This window comes from Shewanella sp. HL-SH8, assembly GCF_051165765.1.
Classification (GTDB): Bacteria; Pseudomonadota; Gammaproteobacteria; order Enterobacterales; family Shewanellaceae; genus Shewanella; species Shewanella glacialimarina.
Genome location: NZ_CP195039.1, coordinates 2,915,355 through 2,935,998 on the forward strand (window position 1 = coordinate 2,915,355; position 20,644 = coordinate 2,935,998).

The window sequence follows — 20,644 nt, forward strand, 5'->3', positions numbered from 1 at the left end:
TTATCCCTAATTGATTTAATAGTTACACTTTTCACCAGTCTGAATTACTTAATTAAAACGGTATCCAGTTTCCAACTGTTATTTTCGTAAACCCACTCCAGTTGTTGACCACTGTCAGCGTCTTTTAACATTAAGCGTTTTCCGTTACCTTCAACTTTCCCTTTAAATTCATCTAATAGCATATTGTAAGCGGCTACATCTTTGTCGCTACTTTTTGACGGTGAATAACGTATTGCTTTACTGTACTTTTTTATCGCTGCGACAAGTATTTTTTGCTTTGAGTCATCACGATTCAAAATATCTGTCATCACACCTGATCTAAACTGAGCTGAAAACATGGCTAATTGCTCAGGCGTGCCAGAATCAATGGTGTGCAACAATCTAAACCAATTTGCGATCAACCTAGCGGAATCGTCGGGCTTAGAGTTGTTAATCTCGCCTTTTGATATCACTACGCTGTTTACCTCCTCAGGTAACGATAATGCTTGGCTTAATGACTCATTAATCATGCTGACGAGTTTTTTTATATCCGCATCGGTGGTCGACAAAAACGGGGCGATTAACGACTGCACTTGTGCTGTAAATACCGTTTTATCCTTGAACCCTTTGGTGAGATTTGTCAGTTGTTCGAAAAACGTTGGGTTAGTCTGTGAAATTTTATCTGTCATTGCCTCATAGTCAGCAAAAGCGTCCTGCTGACGGGTTTTCGCCCCTAAAATATTTTTAAAACTTTTTTGCGGTGCCAATATTGCCAGCCATTGTTTAAGCACATCGCGGGTATGAGGTGGCTTTTCATTAATAGCACCAATATTGGGTGGAGTGATATATGCTACCTCAATAGCAGCATTAACAATCGCCTTTGATCTTTCACCAAAAACAGCTCTAACATCGGCATAGCGAAGATAATCAAGATAGTCAGCCTGCTGCACAACCAAAGCGTTCAACTCTTTATCCATCCCTTGCTGTTGGATCTCTTTCGCGACATAGGTGTATTGTTGCAAGTCGCAACCAGCACAACTTCTAAACGCTAATGTATTGCTGTGACTAAAATAAATACTGGATTGATTAGGAAACAAATGACTTTCAAACACAATATAACTGGTGCCCTCTTTGGTATAAGTCATAGTCAGATCGGCTTTATGCTTTTGAGGACAGCCAGGCAATTCAATATTGTTTTTTGTAAACGCGGTAAGATTGTTTAAATCCATCGTCTTACGTGAATGCAGAGTATTGTAGTAAGTCAATTGGTACTGCAATGTGAGATCCAATTCACCTTGTACTTCAAAATCAATATTACAACTTGCATATACATTGGCTGTGCTTAAGCCGCACAATGCCAGTAATCCTATCGTTTTCATTTTTAGCTCATCCTTAAGTCATGTATTTAACACTAACTCTGCCCTGTTCTGACAACGTTAATGATGTTACTTTTGCCAGTTAATCAAATACCGGATATGCAGCGAGTACAAACCAAAGCCTGTTATGCTGAGTAGCCCTATCGACAATGTCTTTATTGTCTGTGATTTGCATCCTGTTAAATACATTAACGTCCGTGTTTAGTCCTATTTTAAATGTCTATTTGTTATGCAAAATGACTAGTCGTTAGCTATTTCGTTATCGTTATCATCAATCTCAATTGTTGTATCAAAATCATTGGATATTTCGACTTGCAGTTTTTCAAGCTCGTCGAGTATGCGAATAAATTTCTCACCAAATTCGGTGACGTTATATTCCACCCTAGGTGGCACTTCGTTAAAGGTGACTCTTTTTAAAATACCAAATTTGGTGTTTTTCTGCAGGCAAGTGTTCAGCACTTTAGTGGTTAATCCATCCACCGACCGCACCATTGCCCCAGGCCGATTAATACCATCAGACAATAATTGATACACGGTTAATGACCATTTACAGCCATAAATTGTCTCTACCATTCGGGCACTTCGCTCGGGTGCTGACTTCTTTGAATATTTTTTTCGTTAGTTTTCATTAAAACGCACCAATATGTACCTACTACACTTGATTGTGCCTACTTTTCAATAGGCTAACGGCTTTTGTAATATGTGTCCACACCTTACAAACAAGTCGAGAAAATGATGATACCAACACAAGTGGCAATGATTATAGGCGGTTCAAGCGGCATGGGGCTAGAGACAGCAAAGCAACTGCACCTACAAGGTGTTGATGTAATTATTATTGGCCGTGATGCTGACAAATTAGCCGATACAAAACAGATGTTAACAGGCCAGGCAAAGGTTGAATTAATTGAAGCGGATCTTTACTTAAAAGCGGATGTAGAACGGCTGATTAACACGATTAATCAATCGACTCACCACATTAAATATCTTGTTAATGCTGCCGGTTATTTTAACCCTACCCCATTTTTAGACCACAAAGTGGAAGATTTTGATATTTATGCTGATTTAAATCGTGCGACCTTTTTTATCTCCCAGGCGGTTGCCAATAATATGCGTCATCATGGTGGCGGCTCTGTGGTCAATATTGGCTCTATGTGGGCACATCAAGCGATTAAGGCGACGCCATCATCTGCATATTCGATGGCTAAGGCTGGGCTTCATTCACTTACCCAGCATATGGCAATGGAATTAGCTGAATATAACATCCGGGTTAATGCGATAGCGCCTGCGGTGGTTAACACCCCAATATATGGCGCATTTATCGACGAAAAAGACATGGACAGCGTGCTGGCTTCTTTCGATGCATTTCATCCTATTGGTAGAATTGGCACCGCTACAGATATTGCTAATACAGTGTGCTTTTTACTGGGTGAGCAAGCGTCTTGGGTAACCGGAGCGATTTGGGATATTGATGGCGGTGTAATGGCGGGCAGGAACTAACGTTTTAATTTGGCTGAATGTTAAAAAGGCCTAGTCGCCTTTTTAACATCATCGCTGCGTATTTAATATTAATCTAATACGTTTTTCTCAGCATCGGCAATTATCAGGTGTAACTTACCCGACTTAACTAAGTTCTTAATGCCGTTATCGATAATAGGCACAAGCTCTTTTTTGTTCGGATGAATATATACATAAACAGGTTGCGTTTTTATGGTTGCTGATTGCACGATTAAATTATTTGCGTGCATTTTATTGATAGTGGCCATGCCATCCATATAACTGGCAATGACCACATCAACTCTTTTCTTGTCCAATAAATCCATCATTTTTTCAGTTGTAGTAGAGTAGAATACCTTTTTAGGATCAAGCCCTAAGTTTTGTGTATGCTTAACCCCGGTTAATACCCCTACATTTAAATCAATAATATCGGCAACAGATGCGATTTTATACTGAGTATCTTTACGGGTAAAAAAAGCAGTTTTTATTTCATAATATGCCGTTGGTACCCTAATAAAATCCGGGTTATCTTCACCATAACGCCAAACTCGCATAATTTCACCGTTGACTAACCCCTCACGCATATTCCGTTCAGCACGCGGAGCGGGTAACATTTCAATATTACAATGTAACTGCTGGATAAAACAAATCTGATCTAATACTACTCTGCCAATATTTTGAATTGATGAGTCAGCAACACCCACAAAATGATTAGCAGTATTGTCACTCAAAACTTGGGGAGTAAAACCCAGAATAAACAGGCATAACAGCGATTTTAGCTTTTTTTGACAACTTCTATACGCTTGAAATGAAATAAATAATCTAACTAGGGCATCCTTCATTGGTTGCTCTCTTGTTGTTTTGCGACATCATTAGCTTTAGTCGTTGAAATACCTGCTGTCAAATTAAACCGCATAGCATCTTCAAATGACCAATCTACTTCAATTAAATCTTCACGCCTAACCAATGTGGTTACCCCTGCCATTTGATAACTGAGCTGAAATAATACTGGTACCCAGTCACCTTCCGGCAAAGCATCAGCTAAAGGCTGAGGCGGTTTATCGCTCATAATAGAGCCGACAATATAGCTACCATTAGCTTGTTTGATTAACACTGTTTGTTGCGGCTTAGGATTACCATCACGGTTCATTAGCCCAGCCAAGTCTCGAATGCTGCCATAGACTGACTTAAATAAAGGGAACTTCATTAGTTGGCGCTCTAACCAGCCATAAAGTAGCACTATTGGGCTGACCGAAAATAACAGACCGGCAATAAACACAATAATTGCCACTAGGATAAATCCCGCACCGACAAACAAATCTGTAAAACCTAGCAGGCTGAGTAATAGCTTACCAAGTCCATCAAGTGAGATAAATAATGACCAGAATAACCATATAGATAACACCATAGGTAATAAGTTGGTCAGTCCGCGTGCTAATGTGTTTTTCATAGTGTGAATAATTAATTTTCGTTGCCAATATTCTGGCTATTAAAGCAAATAAAAACGCCTTAAGCGATGACTTAAGGCGTTTTATTATAGATAGGGTTTATTTACATATGCAGGCCATCAAACAAAATGGTTTACAGTTTTAAGTCTTTTTCCATATCTTCATATGAGGTGTGACGAACATCTTTACCCTTAACATAGTAAATAATGTACTCACAGATATTTTTACAACGGTCACCAACTCGCTCTACAGCACGCGCAGCCCATAACACATCAAGTACACCCGGTATTGAACGCGGGTCTTCCATCATGTATGTCATTAATTGACGAATAATACCTTCATATTCTTTGTCTAATTTAGCATCTTCTTTATGCAACTCTAAGGCTTGCTCGGCATCCATACGCGCTAATGCATCCAATGTAGCATGTAAAGTACGCGTTGCATGACGCCCCATACTTTCAATGCTAACCAATAATGGCTCTTGGCTTTTAGCGCGTTTGTCCACTGCCGCTTTAGCAATACGTACACAGGCATCGCCAATGCGTTCTAAATCAGTAATGGTTTTAGAAATAGCAAGTATTAAACGCAAATCGCTAGCTGCTGGCTGACGCTTGGCAATGATACGAGTACATTCCTCGTCAATCGCCACTTCCATACCGTTAACTTTATGATCGCCTTCGATAACCGTTTTAGCCAATTCGGCATCTAGGCCAGCTAAAGCATCTAATGCCTGCTCTAGTTGGCGCTCTACCAAGCCACCCATTGCCAGCACGCGATTACGAATATCATCAAGTTCTGCGTTAAATTGACCCGAGATATGCTTGTTTAAATTTACTTTTTCCATTTTATTCAACCCTAAGCTAATTTTTGAACTTTACGCTAATCTTTTCAATTGCACTCTAAGCCTACGATATCGAGTATTAGGCTTGGCAGTGTCACTGGTGAGTAACAATTAACCGTAACGACCGGTGATATAATCTTCTGTTTTACGTTTTTGGGGCGTAGTAAATATGGTATTAGTATCAGCATACTCAACTAACTCGCCCATATACATAAACGCGGTGTTATCAGATACACGGGCAGCCTGTTGCATATTGTGTGTCACAATCACTACGGTATATTTTTGCTTCAGCTCAGTGATCAACTCTTCAATCGTTAAGGTTGAAATAGGGTCAAGTGCCGATGTTGGCTCGTCGAGTAACAACACTTCTGGCTCAATGGCAATGGCACGGGCAATAACTAAACGTTGCTGCTGACCACCTGATAAACCAAAAGCATTGTCATGCAAACGATCTTTTACTTCATCCCAAATAGCTGCGCCACGTAATGAACGCTCTGCCGCTTCATCAAGTTCACGACGATTATTTAACCCTTGTAAGCGCAGGCCATATACGACGTTTTCATAAATTGATTTAGGAAACGGGTTCGGACGCTGGAAAACCATACCAACATTACGTCTTAGCGCTGCCACATCAACTTTTTTGTCATAAATATTTTGACCGTGCAGTAAAATTTCACCTTCTATTTTACAGATGTCCACTAAGTCATTCATGCGATTAATACAACGCAGTAAGGTCGATTTACCACAACCACTTGGACCAATAAAGGCTGTAACCTGCTTTTTAGGTATTTTCATCGACACATTAAATAGCGCCTGCTTTTCTGCGTAACGTAAATCTAGGTTACGAATTTCTAAAGCGGTATCCTCTGCAGTTAAGTTAGCTAAATCTACTGTTTCAGTTTGCATGTTTGTACGATCAATCGAAATCATTTTAATTTTCCCTCAGGATATCGCTATTAGTGTTCTAGCGAACGGAATTTTTCACGTAAATGGTTACGCACGCTAATGGCGGTTAAATTTAACGCGACAATTACCGAGACTAATAAAAAGGAGGTAGCGTAAACCAAAGGACGCGCTGCCTCAACGTTGGGGCTTTGAAAGCCTACGTCATAAATATGGAAGCCTAAGTGCATAAACTTTCGCTCTAAATGCACAAATGGAAAGTTCATATCTATTGGCAGTGTTGGGGCAAGTTTGACCACACCCACTAACATTAAAGGAGCAACCTCACCGGCGGCGCGCGCAACAGCTAAAATTAACCCGGTCATAATAGCGGGACTCGCCATTGGAATAACAATCCGCCATAGGGTTTCGGCTTTCGCCGCCCCTAACGCTAAACTGCCTTGACGCACAGCACTTGGAATACGGCTTAAACCTTCTTCTGTTGATACAATCACTACGGGTAAGGTTAAAATAGCTAAAGTCAGTGCAGACCAAATTACCCCTGGCGATCCAAATGTTGGCGCTGGTAATGCTTCTGGGTAAAACAATTGGTCAAGTGAGCCACCTAACATATACACAAAGAAGCCTAAACCGAACACACCGTAAACAATAGATGGCACGCCAGCTAAGTTAATCACCGCTATGCGGATCATCTTAGTAATTGGGCCTTTTTTAGCGTATTCGTGTAAGTATATCGCTGCAACCACACCAAATGGAGTCACTATAACCGCCATTAGCATAACCATAAACACGGTACCAAATATGGCTGGGAATACCCCGCCTTCGGTATTTGCTTCGCGTGGGTCGCCGCTAACAAAACGCCCCATACCAATAAACCAGTGTCCAATTTTACCAATAAAACTCATGTGGTTAACATAGTTAACATCAAGAATACTGTCTAACTTTAAGGTCACTTCTTCGCCGCGCATATCGCTAATAATTACCGAATCCCGTGCCGCTTTGTCACGTAATGCAAAAAGTGACTTTTCAAGGACTAAGTAATCTTGGTTAAGTTGATAAATGCCAGCCTCAATTTCTGCTTTGGTTGCTGCGGTCAACTTACCTTCTAACTCGTACTTACGCTCTTTTAAACGTAGGCGTTCAATTTCATAGTTAATTGTACCTATATCACTTTTTTGTAACGTTAATGCTTCGTCACCAATATCAACCGCACGGTTGATGTGATCAATCAATGACGTTTCAAGCGCGCCACCTTCAAGTTCTAGGCGCTTACCATCTTCGATAACCGCAATAGGATAACCGTAAAAGTTACCATTTTTAGTACGCTCAAATTTTGCGACATCTAATGGCGTGCTGCGACTCACTATGTCTGTCGCTAATATCCATCTAAAATCTAAACCAACAAATTCACGGTTACCGGTTTTCACCAAGTAACGCGTCACAAACTCTCCAGGATGTTGATTAAATTGGTGCCCTGCTGATATTAAGCGTTCAGTGGGGACTTCTTCTCGGTCATAAATTTCGCCAATAAGAGTACTTTTAATGCCTTTTTGATCCTGTAATTCCCACTGATAAACCTCAGCAGGCCAAAAGTAACTTAAGCCACGCCAAGCAATCAGAAGTAATAAGCCAATTACGGCAATCAAACTGATACTTACTGCGCCACCTGTCATCCAAATCCATGGTGAGCCTGATTTAAACCACTTACCCATTATATAAACCTCTCAAGACGACCGCGGAAATTGTGTATATAAAAGTCATCATTATTCCTTAAAGCGAACTGTAGCGGTCACGTAAACGTTGACGAACTACCTCTGCAATGGTGTTGAATACGAAAGTGAATATAAACAGCACGAATGCCGCTAAGAACAACACGCGATAATGAGATGAACCAATAGCAGATTCTGGCATTTCTACTGCAATATTTGCCGCAAGTGTTCTCATACCTTCAAACACACTCCACTCCATTATGGCGGTATTACCTGTTGCCATCAGTACAATCATGGTCTCACCTACAGCACGACCTAAGCCCATCATAATGGCAGAGAAAATACCTGGACTTGCGGTCAGTAATACAACTCGCGTAAGGGTTTGCCAATTTGTCGCACCTAACGCCAAACTACCATTAGATAAATGACGCGGTACGGAGAAAATAGCATCTTCAGCAATAGAGAAAATGGTTGGAATAACCGCAAAGCCCATGGCAATACCGACTACTAATGCGTTGCGTTGGTCAAAGGTAATACCTAAGTCATTGGTGATGAATTGACGCGTGTTACCATCAAAAAACATGATTTCAATGGTTGGGCTAATAGCAAATGAAAACCAGCCAACAAAAATAATCACCGGAATTAACATTATTTCCTGATAAGTTTCAGGCAGACGTTGCTTCCATTTTTGCGGTAACTTGCTCCAACAAAATGCGCTGGTTAAAATAGAGGTAGGTAATAGTATCAACAAGGCTAAAATGCCGGGTAAATGATCCTCAATCAGCGGCGCTAACCATAAACCGGCTAAAAATCCCAAAATAACTGTCGGCAGTGCTTCCATAATTTCAATGGTAGGTTTAACCACATTACGCACTTTAGGTGTCATAAAGTATGCGGTGTAGATAGCACCAGCAATAGCTAATGGCACAGCAAATAGCATGGCATAAAATGCGGCTTTCATAGTACCAAACGCTAACGGCATCAAGCTGAGTTTTGCTTCAAAATCATCTGAACCGGAGGTTGATTGCCATACATACTGTGGTTCAGGATACCCTTCATACCACACTTTTTGCCACATGGCGCTCCACGATACTTCAGGATGACTATTTTCAACCGCAAATAAATGTAGCTGCTTATCCGCTTCAATGATAAGCCCATTTGAACGCGGACTAAATGACATCAACCCTGGATTAGGTAGCTCAAATTTCTCATCAAACAAATTACGTTGGCTAGTAGCATATAATAGGGTTAACTCACCTTCAGGGCTCAATACTGCAAAGCTTTTACGATAAAACTCTGTTGCCATTGTGCCAATTGAAGCTAACTCGTCGAACTCACGAATGTACTGATATAATCGGCCGTTATCACTATTGACTTGAAAAAACTGACTCACAATACCTGTGTCGTAACTGACCAATATTGAACTCGCACCGGCAAGTAAATTCACCTGTTTAATATTAGCATCGCCTTTTGTGACATCAATCACTTGCATCAACTCAACGGCTTCTGCATCACTGATATCATAAACATACAACTTATTGGCTGATGGTAGAATAAGTTGGCGATGATCAGGGGTCATTAATGGCATTAATGATTTTGACGGCGCTTCTTCAATAACAGAATGATATGAAACCCACTCAACCTCTTCGGTCATCATATTTTCTTCACCATCAAGGCGATTGATATTCCAAACACCCTGTTGGTCTTGGAATACAAAGCTCATGCGGTTGTCTGAAAAATCAAATGCTAAATGATGTACTGAACCATTAGCATTAATCGTTAATGGCTCTTGGTTCAAATAACGCACTTTAGGCGTAATCAAGCGTTGATTATCAGGATAAGTGACCTCGAAATCGATTCCCAGTACCAGCACCTGACCATTGCTTAATCCCAATGCAAAGCGTTGCTCATTCGGACTTGATTTCGCACTACTAGTCACGGTAGTTCCGATTGGAAGCTTAACAATATGCGAGGTGATAAGTTGGTTTGTTACCGAAGAATAAAAATCTACTTGGCCATCGCTTGCCACGCGAAATAACACTTCATTCTGTTCATCACTACCAACCATTAGGGTTGGCACATCAGTGTGTAACATGCTCACCTTACTGCTAGGCTGAATATCAGCACCGTCGAAAATAGGTTTAATCACGTATAGCAGATAGAAAAATATCAGTAATAACGCAACAAACACCATGGTGCCGCCAACAGTTACAGCAATTTGTGCTGCCTTATCCTTAAATGCTCTGCGTGTTGCATAGCGATCTACAAGTAGACTTTTAGCCGCAGAACCAGGTTGACTTACCTGACTTTCCATTAAGAACCTCTATATTTAATCATTCACTAAAATAGCGCTTTGATTGTGTAATTTACTGTGTTAACAATAAATGCTGATGACAATATATGTCTTTTATTATTAACCCAACTTAAAGTGGTTGGCATTATATGACGTAAAGATGACAGTAGTGTTACAGTCAAAATTTTAGTTTCATGTAGGAGAGGATATTTATGATGCGTTATTTGGTTACCCTGCAAGCTCCTGATAGAAAAGGCTTAGTTGAACAGATCGCTAATGCAGTAAGCCGTCAAGATGGTAATTGGTTAGATTCAGAAATGCGCCACCTGGACGGTATTTTTGCTGCAATATTACAATTAGAAATGCCCGTCGATAAATGGGATGCATTTGTTGATGCGCTAGAATGTATTGATGGCCTGTCATTAACTTATTCACAAGCCAGTCAAACTGCACCACCTATCAAACATGTAAGTTATCAACTTGTCGCTTACGATCGCCCAGGACTGGTGTTACATATTTCAAATAGTCTCAATGCGCTTGGGGTCAATATTGAGCAATTTAGCAGTCAATATGAAACAGCCAGTCATACTGGCGTGGCCTTATTTAGGGCGAATATGAGCTTAGGTTTAACCGAACTCATTCAAGAAGAACAAATCGTCGAGCAATTTTATAAATTAGGCGACGATGTTGTTTTAGATAAAGTCACTAGAACCAACTAGCGATAAATATGCAGCCAAACTGAGACAGAAATTAACATGCACTATTATATAGTGCATTTTAATTATGCCATCGAAATTATAGAATTCTACTAGCATGAAAATACTGTTACGCCTCAGTGTCTATAAGCGAGGAATTGTTGATTTTTCGACAAGGCTTTTACAACAGTTTGTCATCATTACACTTGGACATCTGACTTAGTATCGAAGTTAAGTATCTGATTATATATGGTCTATTAGTTAATAAGGAGTATACATAATGCTAGATTATGATAATCTTCATTTATAAGACTAAAGGGATAATTAGTACTGTGACACCGATGAATATGACCTCTTCAAAAGCTTGTGTGCTGTTGATTTGCTTTCTAGTTAATATTTATAGCTCAAATGGACTTGCAAACGAGTCAGTTGAATATTTTGAAAACTATGCAGGATCTCATTCTGTAGAAGAAACGCTGAAACACTTAGATCAATTCAATATCGAAACAAGCATTTTAGCTAGTGAAGATAAAGCCAAGTTGTATTTTTTATACGGTCAACTGTATGAGAAAAACCGCCAGCTTGATTTAGCAATTAGCAGTTATGATAACAGTATCAATTTGGTTAACACATTGGCCATATCTGATACCTTAATTGACAGCCATCTTGAACGCTCTTTTGCGCTCTACCTGCAAACAAATGACCCTGCTATTTACTGCGTCGATCGCTATAAAGCGCTTGAATATGCAAGACAGCAAAATAATACCGAGCTATTAACCAAAACATTGACCCAAAATGCATTTTGTTATGAAGGAGCAAATACCATACATATAGGCATTGCTTTACTTGATGAAGCGATGGATATTGTCGATAAAAGTGACAAGCTAAATGCTAATAGAAAAGCGTTAATTTATAACGCCACAGGTAGCCTTTATCGTAATGTCGGCTTGCATCAGCGTAGCTATGAAAATTTTGAAAAAGCTTATCAAACCTGGGCGACCATTGATGATAAACAAGATATGTTTAATATGTTGCACAACATGTTAAGCCAAAGTATTAAGCTAGGTCATTGGCCTGAAGCAAAAAACAGTGTAGAAGCACAATTTGAACTCGCTAAATCAAACCTGGAATTCAAAGATTTTACTTTTTTCGCGCACTTAAATGCAGGACGAGTGGCACTGGGTATGAATGATTATCCAAAAGCGATAGCAAACCTAAAAAATGCCATTCAATTACGTCACACCACCCAAGAGCAATATTTTGTCACTAGTGGTTATCTATTTCTTGCAATCGCTTACATGCGTAATGGGCAGACTGCAGAAGCTGATGAGATGGCGACGCTTTTTAAACAGGATCAGGACTTCAGAACAGACAAACAACAGATGACACTTAAAGCGGATGCAATTATTGCATTTGCAAAACAAGATTACTTAACTTCAGTCAATTTACTGTTTCAATTAATTGATGATGAACGTAAAAATAACCTCAACATGTTAAATCCAGAAGTTATCAACTCGGCGTTAAATCACCATGCTAAAGTCGCTGAGTTTGAAAATATTCTCCTCGCCAACAAACTGGCTATTAATGAGCTAAAGCTTACCGCCATTCAAGATAAAGAAAGAATTAATGAGCTTACACTAACCATTGTGGCTTTATTAACTATGACACTGGGCTTGTTTCTAGTTTTTGCACTAAACACTTACAAAAAACGTTCACAAACAGACTTTTTAACAAAAATTGCCAATCGAGGATTTACATTTATAAAAGGGGAGCAGTTAATCAAACGTGCGATAAAATTGCAGCAACCTGCCTCAGTGATCATTTTTGATATAGATAATTTTAAGGAAATCAATGACAAATACGGCCATCACATTGGTGATTTAGCGATTAAAGCACTCGCACAAAGAGCGCAAACTTGTATTAAAAAGCAAGATCTCGTCGGGCGTATCGGGGGAGAAGAGTTTTTAATCGTGTTACCAAAAACCAGTGAGCAGGATGCTTGGGCTATTTCAGAACGCCTTAGAAACAGCATTGCCGAAAAAGACTTCATCTTTGATGGCATTACAATAAACTTTACCATTAGTTTAGGTCTTGCTGAATTACATTCATCAACCTCCTCACTTCAAGAATTAATGATAGAAGCAGATAAAGCCCTATATCAAGCAAAGTTTTCGGGTAAAAACAAAGTCTACCTAGCAAGGCAATGTGCTTAACAAAGCACAACTATATTTCGATTAAGCAGCCCTTAAGACGAATGTAAAAGTGCAATTGAACTAAATTGCCGCATAGTTTAGCCATCACATCTGTTAAACTCTGTTGCAAAAGCTCATAAATGGAACGCGCATGCTAGGCACATTATCAAAACTCAACACTTCACTTAACTCAGCGGATGAGGTGCAATATCAATTACCTGTGGGTGACTCACTTATTGCACTTAATCCCTTAATCGGTAAATCACTGACGTTAACGCATACTGGTAATATTTTTTGTTGTAATTGTGGTAAGAAAACTAAAAAAAGTTATTCCCAAGGCCACTGTTATGTTTGTATGCAAAAATTGGCTAGTTGCGACATGTGCATCATGAAGCCCGAAACATGCCATTTTGACCAAGGTACTTGCCGTGAGCCAGAATGGGCGCAAAGTCATTGTTTTGTGCCCCATTATGTCTATTTATCAAATACCTCAGGGATAAAAGTCGGCATTACTCGTCACAACCAAATACCGACACGTTGGATTGATCAGGGTGCCACCCAAGGATTGCCTATTTTTAAAGTGTCGACCCGTAAAATGTCAGGGTTAATTGAGATAGAATTAGCAAAATTCATCAATGACAAAACCCATTGGCAGGCCATGCTTAAAAGTCATAATGATGATATTGATTTAGTGTCTCAAGCGGCTGAGTTAATACCTTTAATCGCTGATAAATTACAACAAATAGCCGCTGAACATAGCGATATAATTATTGAGCGATTAGACGCTAACATTCAAGCAATTCAATACCCTATTGAGCAATTTCCACTAAAAGTAAAATCACATAACTTTGATAAAGTGGCAGAAGTAACAGGTATATTACAGGGTATTAAAGGGCAATATTTGATATTTGATACTGGGGTGATAAATATCCGTAAATTTAGCTCATACGAAGTTGAAGTCTGTAGTCTGTAGTCTGTAGTCTGTAGTCTGTAGTCTGCTAAGAAAAAACATCAATTTTAACAACTTAAAACACAAAAAAAGCCCTAGAACATTGTCTAGGGCTTTTTTATTACGTTTCAGCTAGTCATAGGATTAACGTTAACAAATACTCGATATTAGAACTTCACGTTAGCACGAACGAAGAAGTAACGACCTAACACATCATAAGTGTACGGGTCGGTATTTGAATCGTTGTTACCAGTGAAATATGGAGGCTCTTCATCAAAAATGTTATTCACACCAGCTGACATGCGAACAGTGTTTGTCACGTCATAAGAACCTGATAAATCGTGGTAAACAATGCTGCTTACAGAAGGTGCATAACACTTAGTGGTGTCAGCTTTACAAGCAAAGGAGTCCATACCATCGATATAACGCGCTTCATAAGTAGCGCTCCAATCCTGACCAGCAGCTGTGATGTTAAAGTTTGACTTGAACTTAGCATAAGCACCAGCACCACCAGTGATATAACCACGGTAATCTACAGCTTTACCATCTGGATCAAACTCTTCATATGAAGAAAGAATTGAAGAGTCTAAACCCGCTTTCCAGCTTAAATCTAACGCATCAAACACATAAGCTACGTTAATGTCATAACCTGAAGTATTGGTTGCGCCAATGTTTTGTAAACCATTGTCAAACTTGATACGACCAGTGCTGTCAAGTTCAATATTTGAAGACTGACATAGTGCAGTACCGGTATTGATTTTGTTACCACCGGCATCTAAACACTGGTTAGCCACATAGTTAGAGTCAACAGCGGTAATGGTGTTAGTTATCGCAATATCGAAATAATCAACAGTGAACGATAAACCTTCAACATAGCTTGGAGAGTAAACCAAACCAAGAGTGGTGATATCAGCTTCTTCTGGAGTCAGTAATTCATTACCACCTACAGTCACTTCAGCTTGAGTTTGGTCAGTTGATGGGTGAACAATTTGATTAAATGATGGTGACTTACCACCAAATAGCTCATTAACAGTTGGTGCACGGAACGCTGTAGAGCGACCGCCACGAACCATTAAGTCATCATATAAGCGCCATGTTAAGCCTAGCTTCCAAGTTGTATCATCACCAAAAGTGCTGTAATCAAAGTAACGCACTGCTGCGCTCATATCTACTTGCTGTGCCATTGGTAAGTCAGCTAACAATGGAATCGCTAATTCAGCATAAAGCTCATCAACACTGAATTCACCAGCGGTAGCTTCAACACGTGGGTCGTTAGCTAAGCCCTGAGCCGTTAATGAGTCAGGCGTATAATGTGCTGACTCTTTACGGTTCTCATAACCTGCTGCAAAACCTAATTCACCCGCAGGTAAATCCATGATTGCACCAGATAAAGTGGCAGCTGCGATATCTAACTCACTACCACCGCTGTTTACTTCGGTATAAATAAATGGGGCTATACTTGCGCCTTCCCAAGAAGACTGAGTAAACGGATCGAATGTTTTCGCAATCACAGCATCATTAATTGAACCAATGTTGTGTAGGTTAGCTAAAGTATCAACTGAGTCATTCTTACCTTTGTTGTAAGAAGCATCCCATGCCCAACCATTGTCAAACTCACCTTCTAATCCAACAACGATACGCACTGTATCAACTGTTTGGCTAAAGTCACGTGAACCAGACTCAACCATACGACGACCATAGCTGACAGCCTCACCTTCTTGAAGCGTGCCAATAAGCTCTTTGTTCATCCATGATGAATCATAAGCCCAAGGATCATTACTCCAAATTGGCTGTGGCGCCATTTGTTGTTCAGATGAGCGCTTAGTGTACATAGCTTCGGTAAAGAACATGATGCTATCTGATAGCTCGTAGGTACCCGAGAAGCTTAAGTTTAAACGCTCCATTGGGGTTGATAAGAAACTGTCTTTAGCATAGTTGTAAGCATCAGCAGAGCTATAATCGTGATATTTGCCACCACGACCACTAATATCTGCAATTTGACGGGCTCCCCATGCTGAATCTACACCAGAATCAAAATACTGCGATTGTGAATTTGTCACCGCTCGTCCAGTTTTGGAAAACGGTTTGATCTTTACCCTTGCTATCAAGGAACACAGTACCATCATTATTTAATCGCTGCACATAACGGCCATAAAAGCCTTCATCACCACGACCCACGATAGACACACCATCATCGTCAACATTTGTCTTGGTCATCGCATGGTCTTTATTACCCCAAACATGCCCACCTTGTGCATAAGAACTGCCGCCACAATAAAGTGTTTTCGCGCCTGCAGCACCTTTTTCAGCAATTGGACACTCAGAGAAACCACGGTCAGCCTGGCTTGCTTCACCGCGTTTAGTGTACTGGGCGTTTAAAACTAAATTGCCTTTGTCAAATGTGTTACCTAAAGTAAAGTCGATGCTTGTTTCATCAGCATCACCTTGTGCAGATAAACCTGTTTGAGCATTCATTTCAAAGCCGCCGAAATCACGCTTTAAAATAACGTTCACAACACCCGCAATAGCATCGGTACCGTAGACAGCTGAAGCGCCATCTTTTAATACTTCGACACGTTGGATCATTGAAACTGGAATCGTGTTTAAATCGACCGTTGAAGCTGCGCCAGTACCTGATGCGATCATACGACGACCGTTTACCAGTACTAGAGTACGGTTTGAACCTAAGCCGCGTAGGTTCATTGATGCATTACCACCAGAACCATTGTTAACTGCAGCGTTAGTCATTGCGCCGCCTGAAGATGTCATTTTTTGTAAAACATCATCAATTGAAGTCGCGCCAGATGAAAGAATAGCAGACGCATCGATAACACTGACTGGGCTGGCTGTTTCCATGTCGGTACGTTTAATACGTGAACCGGTAACAGCAATACGCTCAACTTTTTGAGCCTGTTCTTCTGCTGCAATAGCAGAAGCTGAAAATACACTGACAGATGCAACACTTGTTGCTGCAACTGCTAATAAACTACTACGAATAGCTTTCGCAGTTAATGAAACTGAACTCATAATAAAACTCCCTGCAACTTAGTTTTAAAAACATCAAGTTGTTATATTTTTTATAATGCAATTAGCCAAGCGCTAATTACAGGGCAGCATTATTAATAAATAAAAAACCATTAGTCAACAACGTCAACATATCAAACACAATAGGGGTGATAATTTATCCATATAGATAACAAAAAACCCAAGGCGCTGATTTTAATACAGAAAAAATACACCCACAATTAATTAAAATAAAAACAAAACAAAATAATTCAAAATAATAAACAAATGAAAAACACAAAAAACCATAGTAATTAACAGGGAAACAATATAAAAACAAATGCATCAATAACTACACAATTCAAGTGATTGTTAAATAGACTGAATTAATGAAATAAATACATAAACTGATAGGCAATTACTTTTTTATTGCCAACATTGTGATAAAACTCACTTTAATAAGGTTGTTATTAAAAGTTTATCTATTGAAAATATTGTATATAAAATACACTCAAATAAATTAACATTATTAGTTTGCTAAATTCGTTAACAATTCCACTGCTTATATAACAGCTGATATAACAGCTTATATCGTGACAATTCTTTACCCTTAGGTAATCTTCATACAAACAACAAGCTAAAAATACAATTAATAAGCTAGTAAAATACGATATTTTTACTGCTATAAAATACTAAATGTAATGACATCGGGCACAGTACAATGGATAGCGTTAATAGGTTGGATCTCAAATTTAGGGCAATAAAAAAGGCGCCTAGGCGCCTTCTCATTTCTTAGCAAAGATTAACGAGTGCGTGGGCACACTTGATCAGCGCTAAAGAAGTAAGCAATTTCACGAGCTGCTGATTCAAGTGCATCAGAACCGTGAACTGCGTTTTCATCTATGCTAGCAGCATAGTCGCCACGTAGCGTGCCACGAGCAGCTTCAGCAGGATTAGTTGCGCCCATGATTTCACGGTTAGCTAGAACAGCGTTTTCGCCTTCTAACACTTGAACCATTACCGGACCAGAAGTCATGAAAGAAACTAAAGCACCAAAGAAAGGACGTGCGCTATGTTCAGCGTAGAAACCTTCAGCTTGTTCTTTAGATAAGTGAACCATTTTAGAAGCAACGATCTTAAGACCTGCTGATTCAAAACGATTATAAATAGCACCGATGTGGTTGTTAGCAACTGCATCTGGTTTGATTATAGAAAATGTGCGTTCGATCGCCATAACTAGCTTCCTTAATGTGAGCAAGTTTATAAAATTCGCGCGGATTATACGTAATTTAATATTGTATGCATAGCATAAGTGGTGTTTTAGGTGAAAATTGCTTCTTTATGGACGCATTTTTAACCATACAGCGGCGATAACCAGGCGTGAATATCTAGTGGTAAAAACTAGCGGTATTAATCAAACACAAAAAAGGCAATAACCCTCTAGGTTATTGCCTTTTTAATACGGCTAAAATAGTCAATGACTGGCTTAGCCTTCACTCACCATATTAACGGTGTATTTAGGGATATCAATCACCATGTCACATGCAACCACTTTAGCCTGGCAAGATAAACGGCTCTCAGGCTCTAGTCCCCAAGCTTTGTCTAACATGTCATCCTCAAGCTCATCACTTGCTTCAAGCTGATTAAAGCCTTCACGCACAACCACATGACATGTAGTACATGCACATGACTTTTCGCAAGCATGCTCAATATGAATACCATTGCGTAAAGCTACGTTTAAAATGGTCTCACCGACTTCAGCTTCAAGCACTGCACCATCAGGACATAACTCACTATGGGGTAAAAAAACTAATTGTGGCATGTTCTCACCTATATATTGTCGACAGAACGGCCCTTAAACGCCGCTTTTATCGAGTTATCCATACGTCTTGCCGCAAAATCTTGGGTTTGGGCATCTAAATCGTTGATGGCTTTTTCAATCGCATCAACATCATCTTTTTCTGCGGTAGCAGCTAATAACTCAATAGCAGTTTGTAGCTGTAAACGCACATTGGCTTCGAGTAAATCACCGTCTTTTTGTAATGCAGCATTTAACGATTCAATAACTCTAGCAGCTTCAACTTTTTGTTCTGCAAGCATACGGCGAGTAATATCCTCTTTAGCATGCTTCATAGAATCTTTAAGCATTGTAGCAATTTCTGTATCAGATAAACCAAATGATGGCTTAACCTGAATGCTCGTTTGTACTCCGCTAGACTTTTCCATTGCGGTGACATTCAGCAAGCCATCTGCATCGACTTGAAATGTCACTCGAATATGCGCAGCGCCTGCGGCTAAAGCAGGAATACCTTGCAAGGTAAAACGCGCTAAAGAGCGGCAATCATCAACTAATTCACGTTCGCCCTGCACGACATGAAATGCCATAGCAGTCTGACCATCTTTAAAGGTGGTAAACTCTTGAGCTCGCGCAACAGGAATGGTGGTATTACGGGTAACCACTTTCTCTACCAGACCGCCCATGGTTTCAATGCCTAGGGATAACGGAATAACATCTAACAATAATAAGTCTGACTCAGGCTTGTTACCGACTAAAATGTCAGCTTGAATTGCGGCGCCAATAGCGACAACTCGATCAGGATCGATTGAGGTTAACGGCGTTTTATTAAAAAAAACTTCAACCTGCTCACGCACCAAAGGCACACGTGTAGAACCGCCAACCATAACGGTTTCAATCACTTCATCGGTAGTCACACCCGCATCACGTAATGTGCGACGACAACTACCAATAGTCTTTTTAACTAACGCAGCAATTAAAGTGTCAAATTCAGCTCTAGTAACAATTAAATCAAGTTGTTTATCATCGTACGACAAATTCGCGGTCACGTTTTGATTATCTGTTAGCGCTTCTTTGACTCGACGAGCTTCAATCAATAGTCGGCGAGACTCTTGTGCTGTCAATGTGGTTAATTGCCAGGATTGCTTAAAGTGTTCAACTAAAAGATGATCAAAATCATCACCACCTAATGCAGAATCACCACCGGTAGCGAGTACTTCAAATACACCACGATTTAAGCGCAGAATAGAGATATCGAATGTGCCGCCACCTAAATCATATATGGCAATCACACCTTCTTGTTTAGAGTCTAAACCGTAAGCGATAGCGGCTGCTGTAGGTTCATTAAGTAAACGCAGTACCTTTACCCCTAACAGCTCTGCGGCATCTTTGGTCCCTTGACGTTGTGCATCGTCAAAATAAGCCGGAACCGTAATCACTACGCCCTGTAATTCACCGCCTAAGGTTTTTTCAGCACGTTTTATCAAAGGTTTTAAAATTTCAGCGGACACTTGAATAGGATTAACTTTAGCTTGCTGAGTAACAAACACAGGTAACCCATTCTCGCTTGCCTCAAACTGATAAGCATGCTGAGCATCGCGATTTTGAATATCTTGTAGGCTGCGGCCCATAAAGCGCTTAACCGACACAATAGTATTTTGTGGGTCAATCGCTGACTGTGCTTGAGCCTCACGGCCCACTAAAATATTATCTTTACCGTAATGAACCACAGATGGCAAAGAATGGTGACCTTGCTCATCGAGTAATGTGCTTGCTTGGCCGCTTCTGACTGCCGCGACCAGTGAATTAGTGGTACCTAGATCAATACCGACAGCTAAACGATGTTGATGCGGCGCAGCGCTTTGTCCAGGTTCTGCAATTTGCAACAGTGCCATAGTGTTCCAACTTTGTTGTAGATAAGCCACAGGGCTTATCAAAAAAATTACCGGGCGAAGTCGATAAGTGAC

At 40.1% G+C, this 20,644-nt stretch carries 15 protein-coding genes and 1 pseudogene; 4 read left to right on the forward strand and 12 right to left on the reverse strand.

All coding sequences use genetic code 11. From position 1 onward, the window contains the following. Positions 1-44: 44 nt before the first annotated feature. Entirely contained in the window at positions 45-1,358 is a 1,314-nt protein-coding gene (locus tag ACRWQN_RS12875; RefSeq protein ID WP_434938162.1) for a hypothetical protein, read from the reverse strand. A 237-nt stretch (positions 1,359-1,595) separates the two neighbouring features. Then, positions 1,596-1,928: a winged helix-turn-helix transcriptional regulator gene (locus ACRWQN_RS12880; RefSeq protein WP_434938164.1), complete on the reverse strand. Its 333-nt coding sequence runs from the start codon at positions 1,926-1,928 to the stop codon at positions 1,596-1,598. 162 nt (positions 1,929-2,090) lie between these two features. On the opposite strand from ACRWQN_RS12880, the gene ACRWQN_RS12885 reads away from it, so the two are divergent. Further along, positions 2,091-2,852: an SDR family NAD(P)-dependent oxidoreductase gene (locus ACRWQN_RS12885; protein ID WP_434940658.1), complete on the forward strand. Its 762-nt coding sequence runs from the start codon at positions 2,091-2,093 to the stop codon at positions 2,850-2,852. A 68-nt stretch (positions 2,853-2,920) separates the two neighbouring features. On the opposite strand, the gene ACRWQN_RS12890 is transcribed toward ACRWQN_RS12885, so the two are convergent. The 6 genes from ACRWQN_RS12890 to ACRWQN_RS12915 form a co-directional block, all read right to left on the reverse strand. After that, positions 2,921-3,691, reverse strand: coding sequence for a substrate-binding periplasmic protein (locus tag ACRWQN_RS12890; protein WP_434938165.1), 771 nt, complete (start codon positions 3,689-3,691; stop codon positions 2,921-2,923). Next, positions 3,688-4,299 carry a DUF502 domain-containing protein gene (locus ACRWQN_RS12895; RefSeq protein ID WP_434926453.1) on the reverse strand — a complete coding sequence of 204 codons (612 nt, stop codon included), beginning with the start codon at positions 4,297-4,299 and terminating at the stop codon, positions 3,688-3,690. The genes ACRWQN_RS12890 and ACRWQN_RS12895 overlap by 4 nt, the downstream gene beginning before the upstream one ends. A 131-nt stretch (positions 4,300-4,430) precedes the next feature. Beyond that, positions 4,431-5,141, reverse strand: a complete 711-nt coding sequence (phoU, locus tag ACRWQN_RS12900; protein ID WP_226415065.1) for a phosphate signaling complex protein PhoU — start codon at positions 5,139-5,141, stop codon at positions 4,431-4,433. Between the two features lie 108 nt (positions 5,142-5,249). After that, positions 5,250-6,068 (reverse strand): phosphate ABC transporter ATP-binding protein PstB, encoded by an 819-nt coding sequence (gene pstB, locus ACRWQN_RS12905; protein ID WP_434931676.1) that lies wholly within the window; start codon positions 6,066-6,068, stop codon positions 5,250-5,252. Between the two features lie 26 nt (positions 6,069-6,094). Beyond that, a complete protein-coding gene (pstA, locus tag ACRWQN_RS12910) occupies positions 6,095-7,753 on the reverse strand; it encodes a phosphate ABC transporter permease PstA (protein WP_434938167.1) in 1,659 nt (552 codons plus the stop codon). 58 nt (positions 7,754-7,811) lie between these two features. After that, positions 7,812-10,064, reverse strand: coding sequence for an ABC transporter permease subunit (locus tag ACRWQN_RS12915; protein ID WP_434938169.1), 2,253 nt, complete (start codon positions 10,062-10,064; stop codon positions 7,812-7,814). A gap of 191 nt (positions 10,065-10,255) precedes the next feature. On the opposite strand from ACRWQN_RS12915, the gene ACRWQN_RS12920 reads away from it, so the two are divergent. The 3 genes from ACRWQN_RS12920 (at position 10,256) to ACRWQN_RS12930 (ending at position 13,903) form a co-directional block, all read left to right on the forward strand. Beyond that, complete coding sequence (locus tag ACRWQN_RS12920; protein WP_434931673.1) at positions 10,256-10,762, forward strand: glycine cleavage system protein R; 507 nt, start codon at positions 10,256-10,258, stop codon at positions 10,760-10,762. Between the two features lie 317 nt (positions 10,763-11,079). Next, positions 11,080-12,951 carry a diguanylate cyclase gene (locus ACRWQN_RS12925; RefSeq protein WP_434940659.1) on the forward strand — a complete coding sequence of 624 codons (1,872 nt, stop codon included), beginning with the start codon at positions 11,080-11,082 and terminating at the stop codon, positions 12,949-12,951. Between the two features lie 130 nt (positions 12,952-13,081). Further along, positions 13,082-13,903 carry a DUF2797 domain-containing protein gene (locus tag ACRWQN_RS12930; RefSeq protein WP_434938170.1) on the forward strand — a complete coding sequence of 274 codons (822 nt, stop codon included), beginning with the start codon at positions 13,082-13,084 and terminating at the stop codon, positions 13,901-13,903. A gap of 143 nt (positions 13,904-14,046) precedes the next feature. Here ACRWQN_RS12930 and ACRWQN_RS12935 read toward each other — a convergent pair. The 4 genes and pseudogenes from ACRWQN_RS12935 to hscA all read right to left on the reverse strand — a co-directional run bounded on the left by ACRWQN_RS12935 (position 14,047) and on the right by hscA (position 20,572). Beyond that, a pseudogene (locus ACRWQN_RS12935) lies at positions 14,047-16,906 on the reverse strand (TonB-dependent receptor). A gap of 778 nt (positions 16,907-17,684) precedes the next feature. Beyond that, positions 17,685-18,116, reverse strand: coding sequence for a nucleoside-diphosphate kinase (ndk, locus tag ACRWQN_RS12940; RefSeq protein WP_226415046.1), 432 nt, complete (start codon positions 18,114-18,116; stop codon positions 17,685-17,687). Between the two features lie 252 nt (positions 18,117-18,368). Further along, entirely contained in the window at positions 18,369-18,704 is a 336-nt protein-coding gene (fdx, locus tag ACRWQN_RS12945; protein ID WP_226415044.1) for an ISC system 2Fe-2S type ferredoxin, read from the reverse strand. An 8-nt stretch (positions 18,705-18,712) separates the two neighbouring features. Further along, complete coding sequence (gene hscA, locus ACRWQN_RS12950; protein WP_434938172.1) at positions 18,713-20,572, reverse strand: Fe-S protein assembly chaperone HscA; 1,860 nt, start codon at positions 20,570-20,572, stop codon at positions 18,713-18,715. Positions 20,573-20,644: the final 72 nt, after the last annotated feature.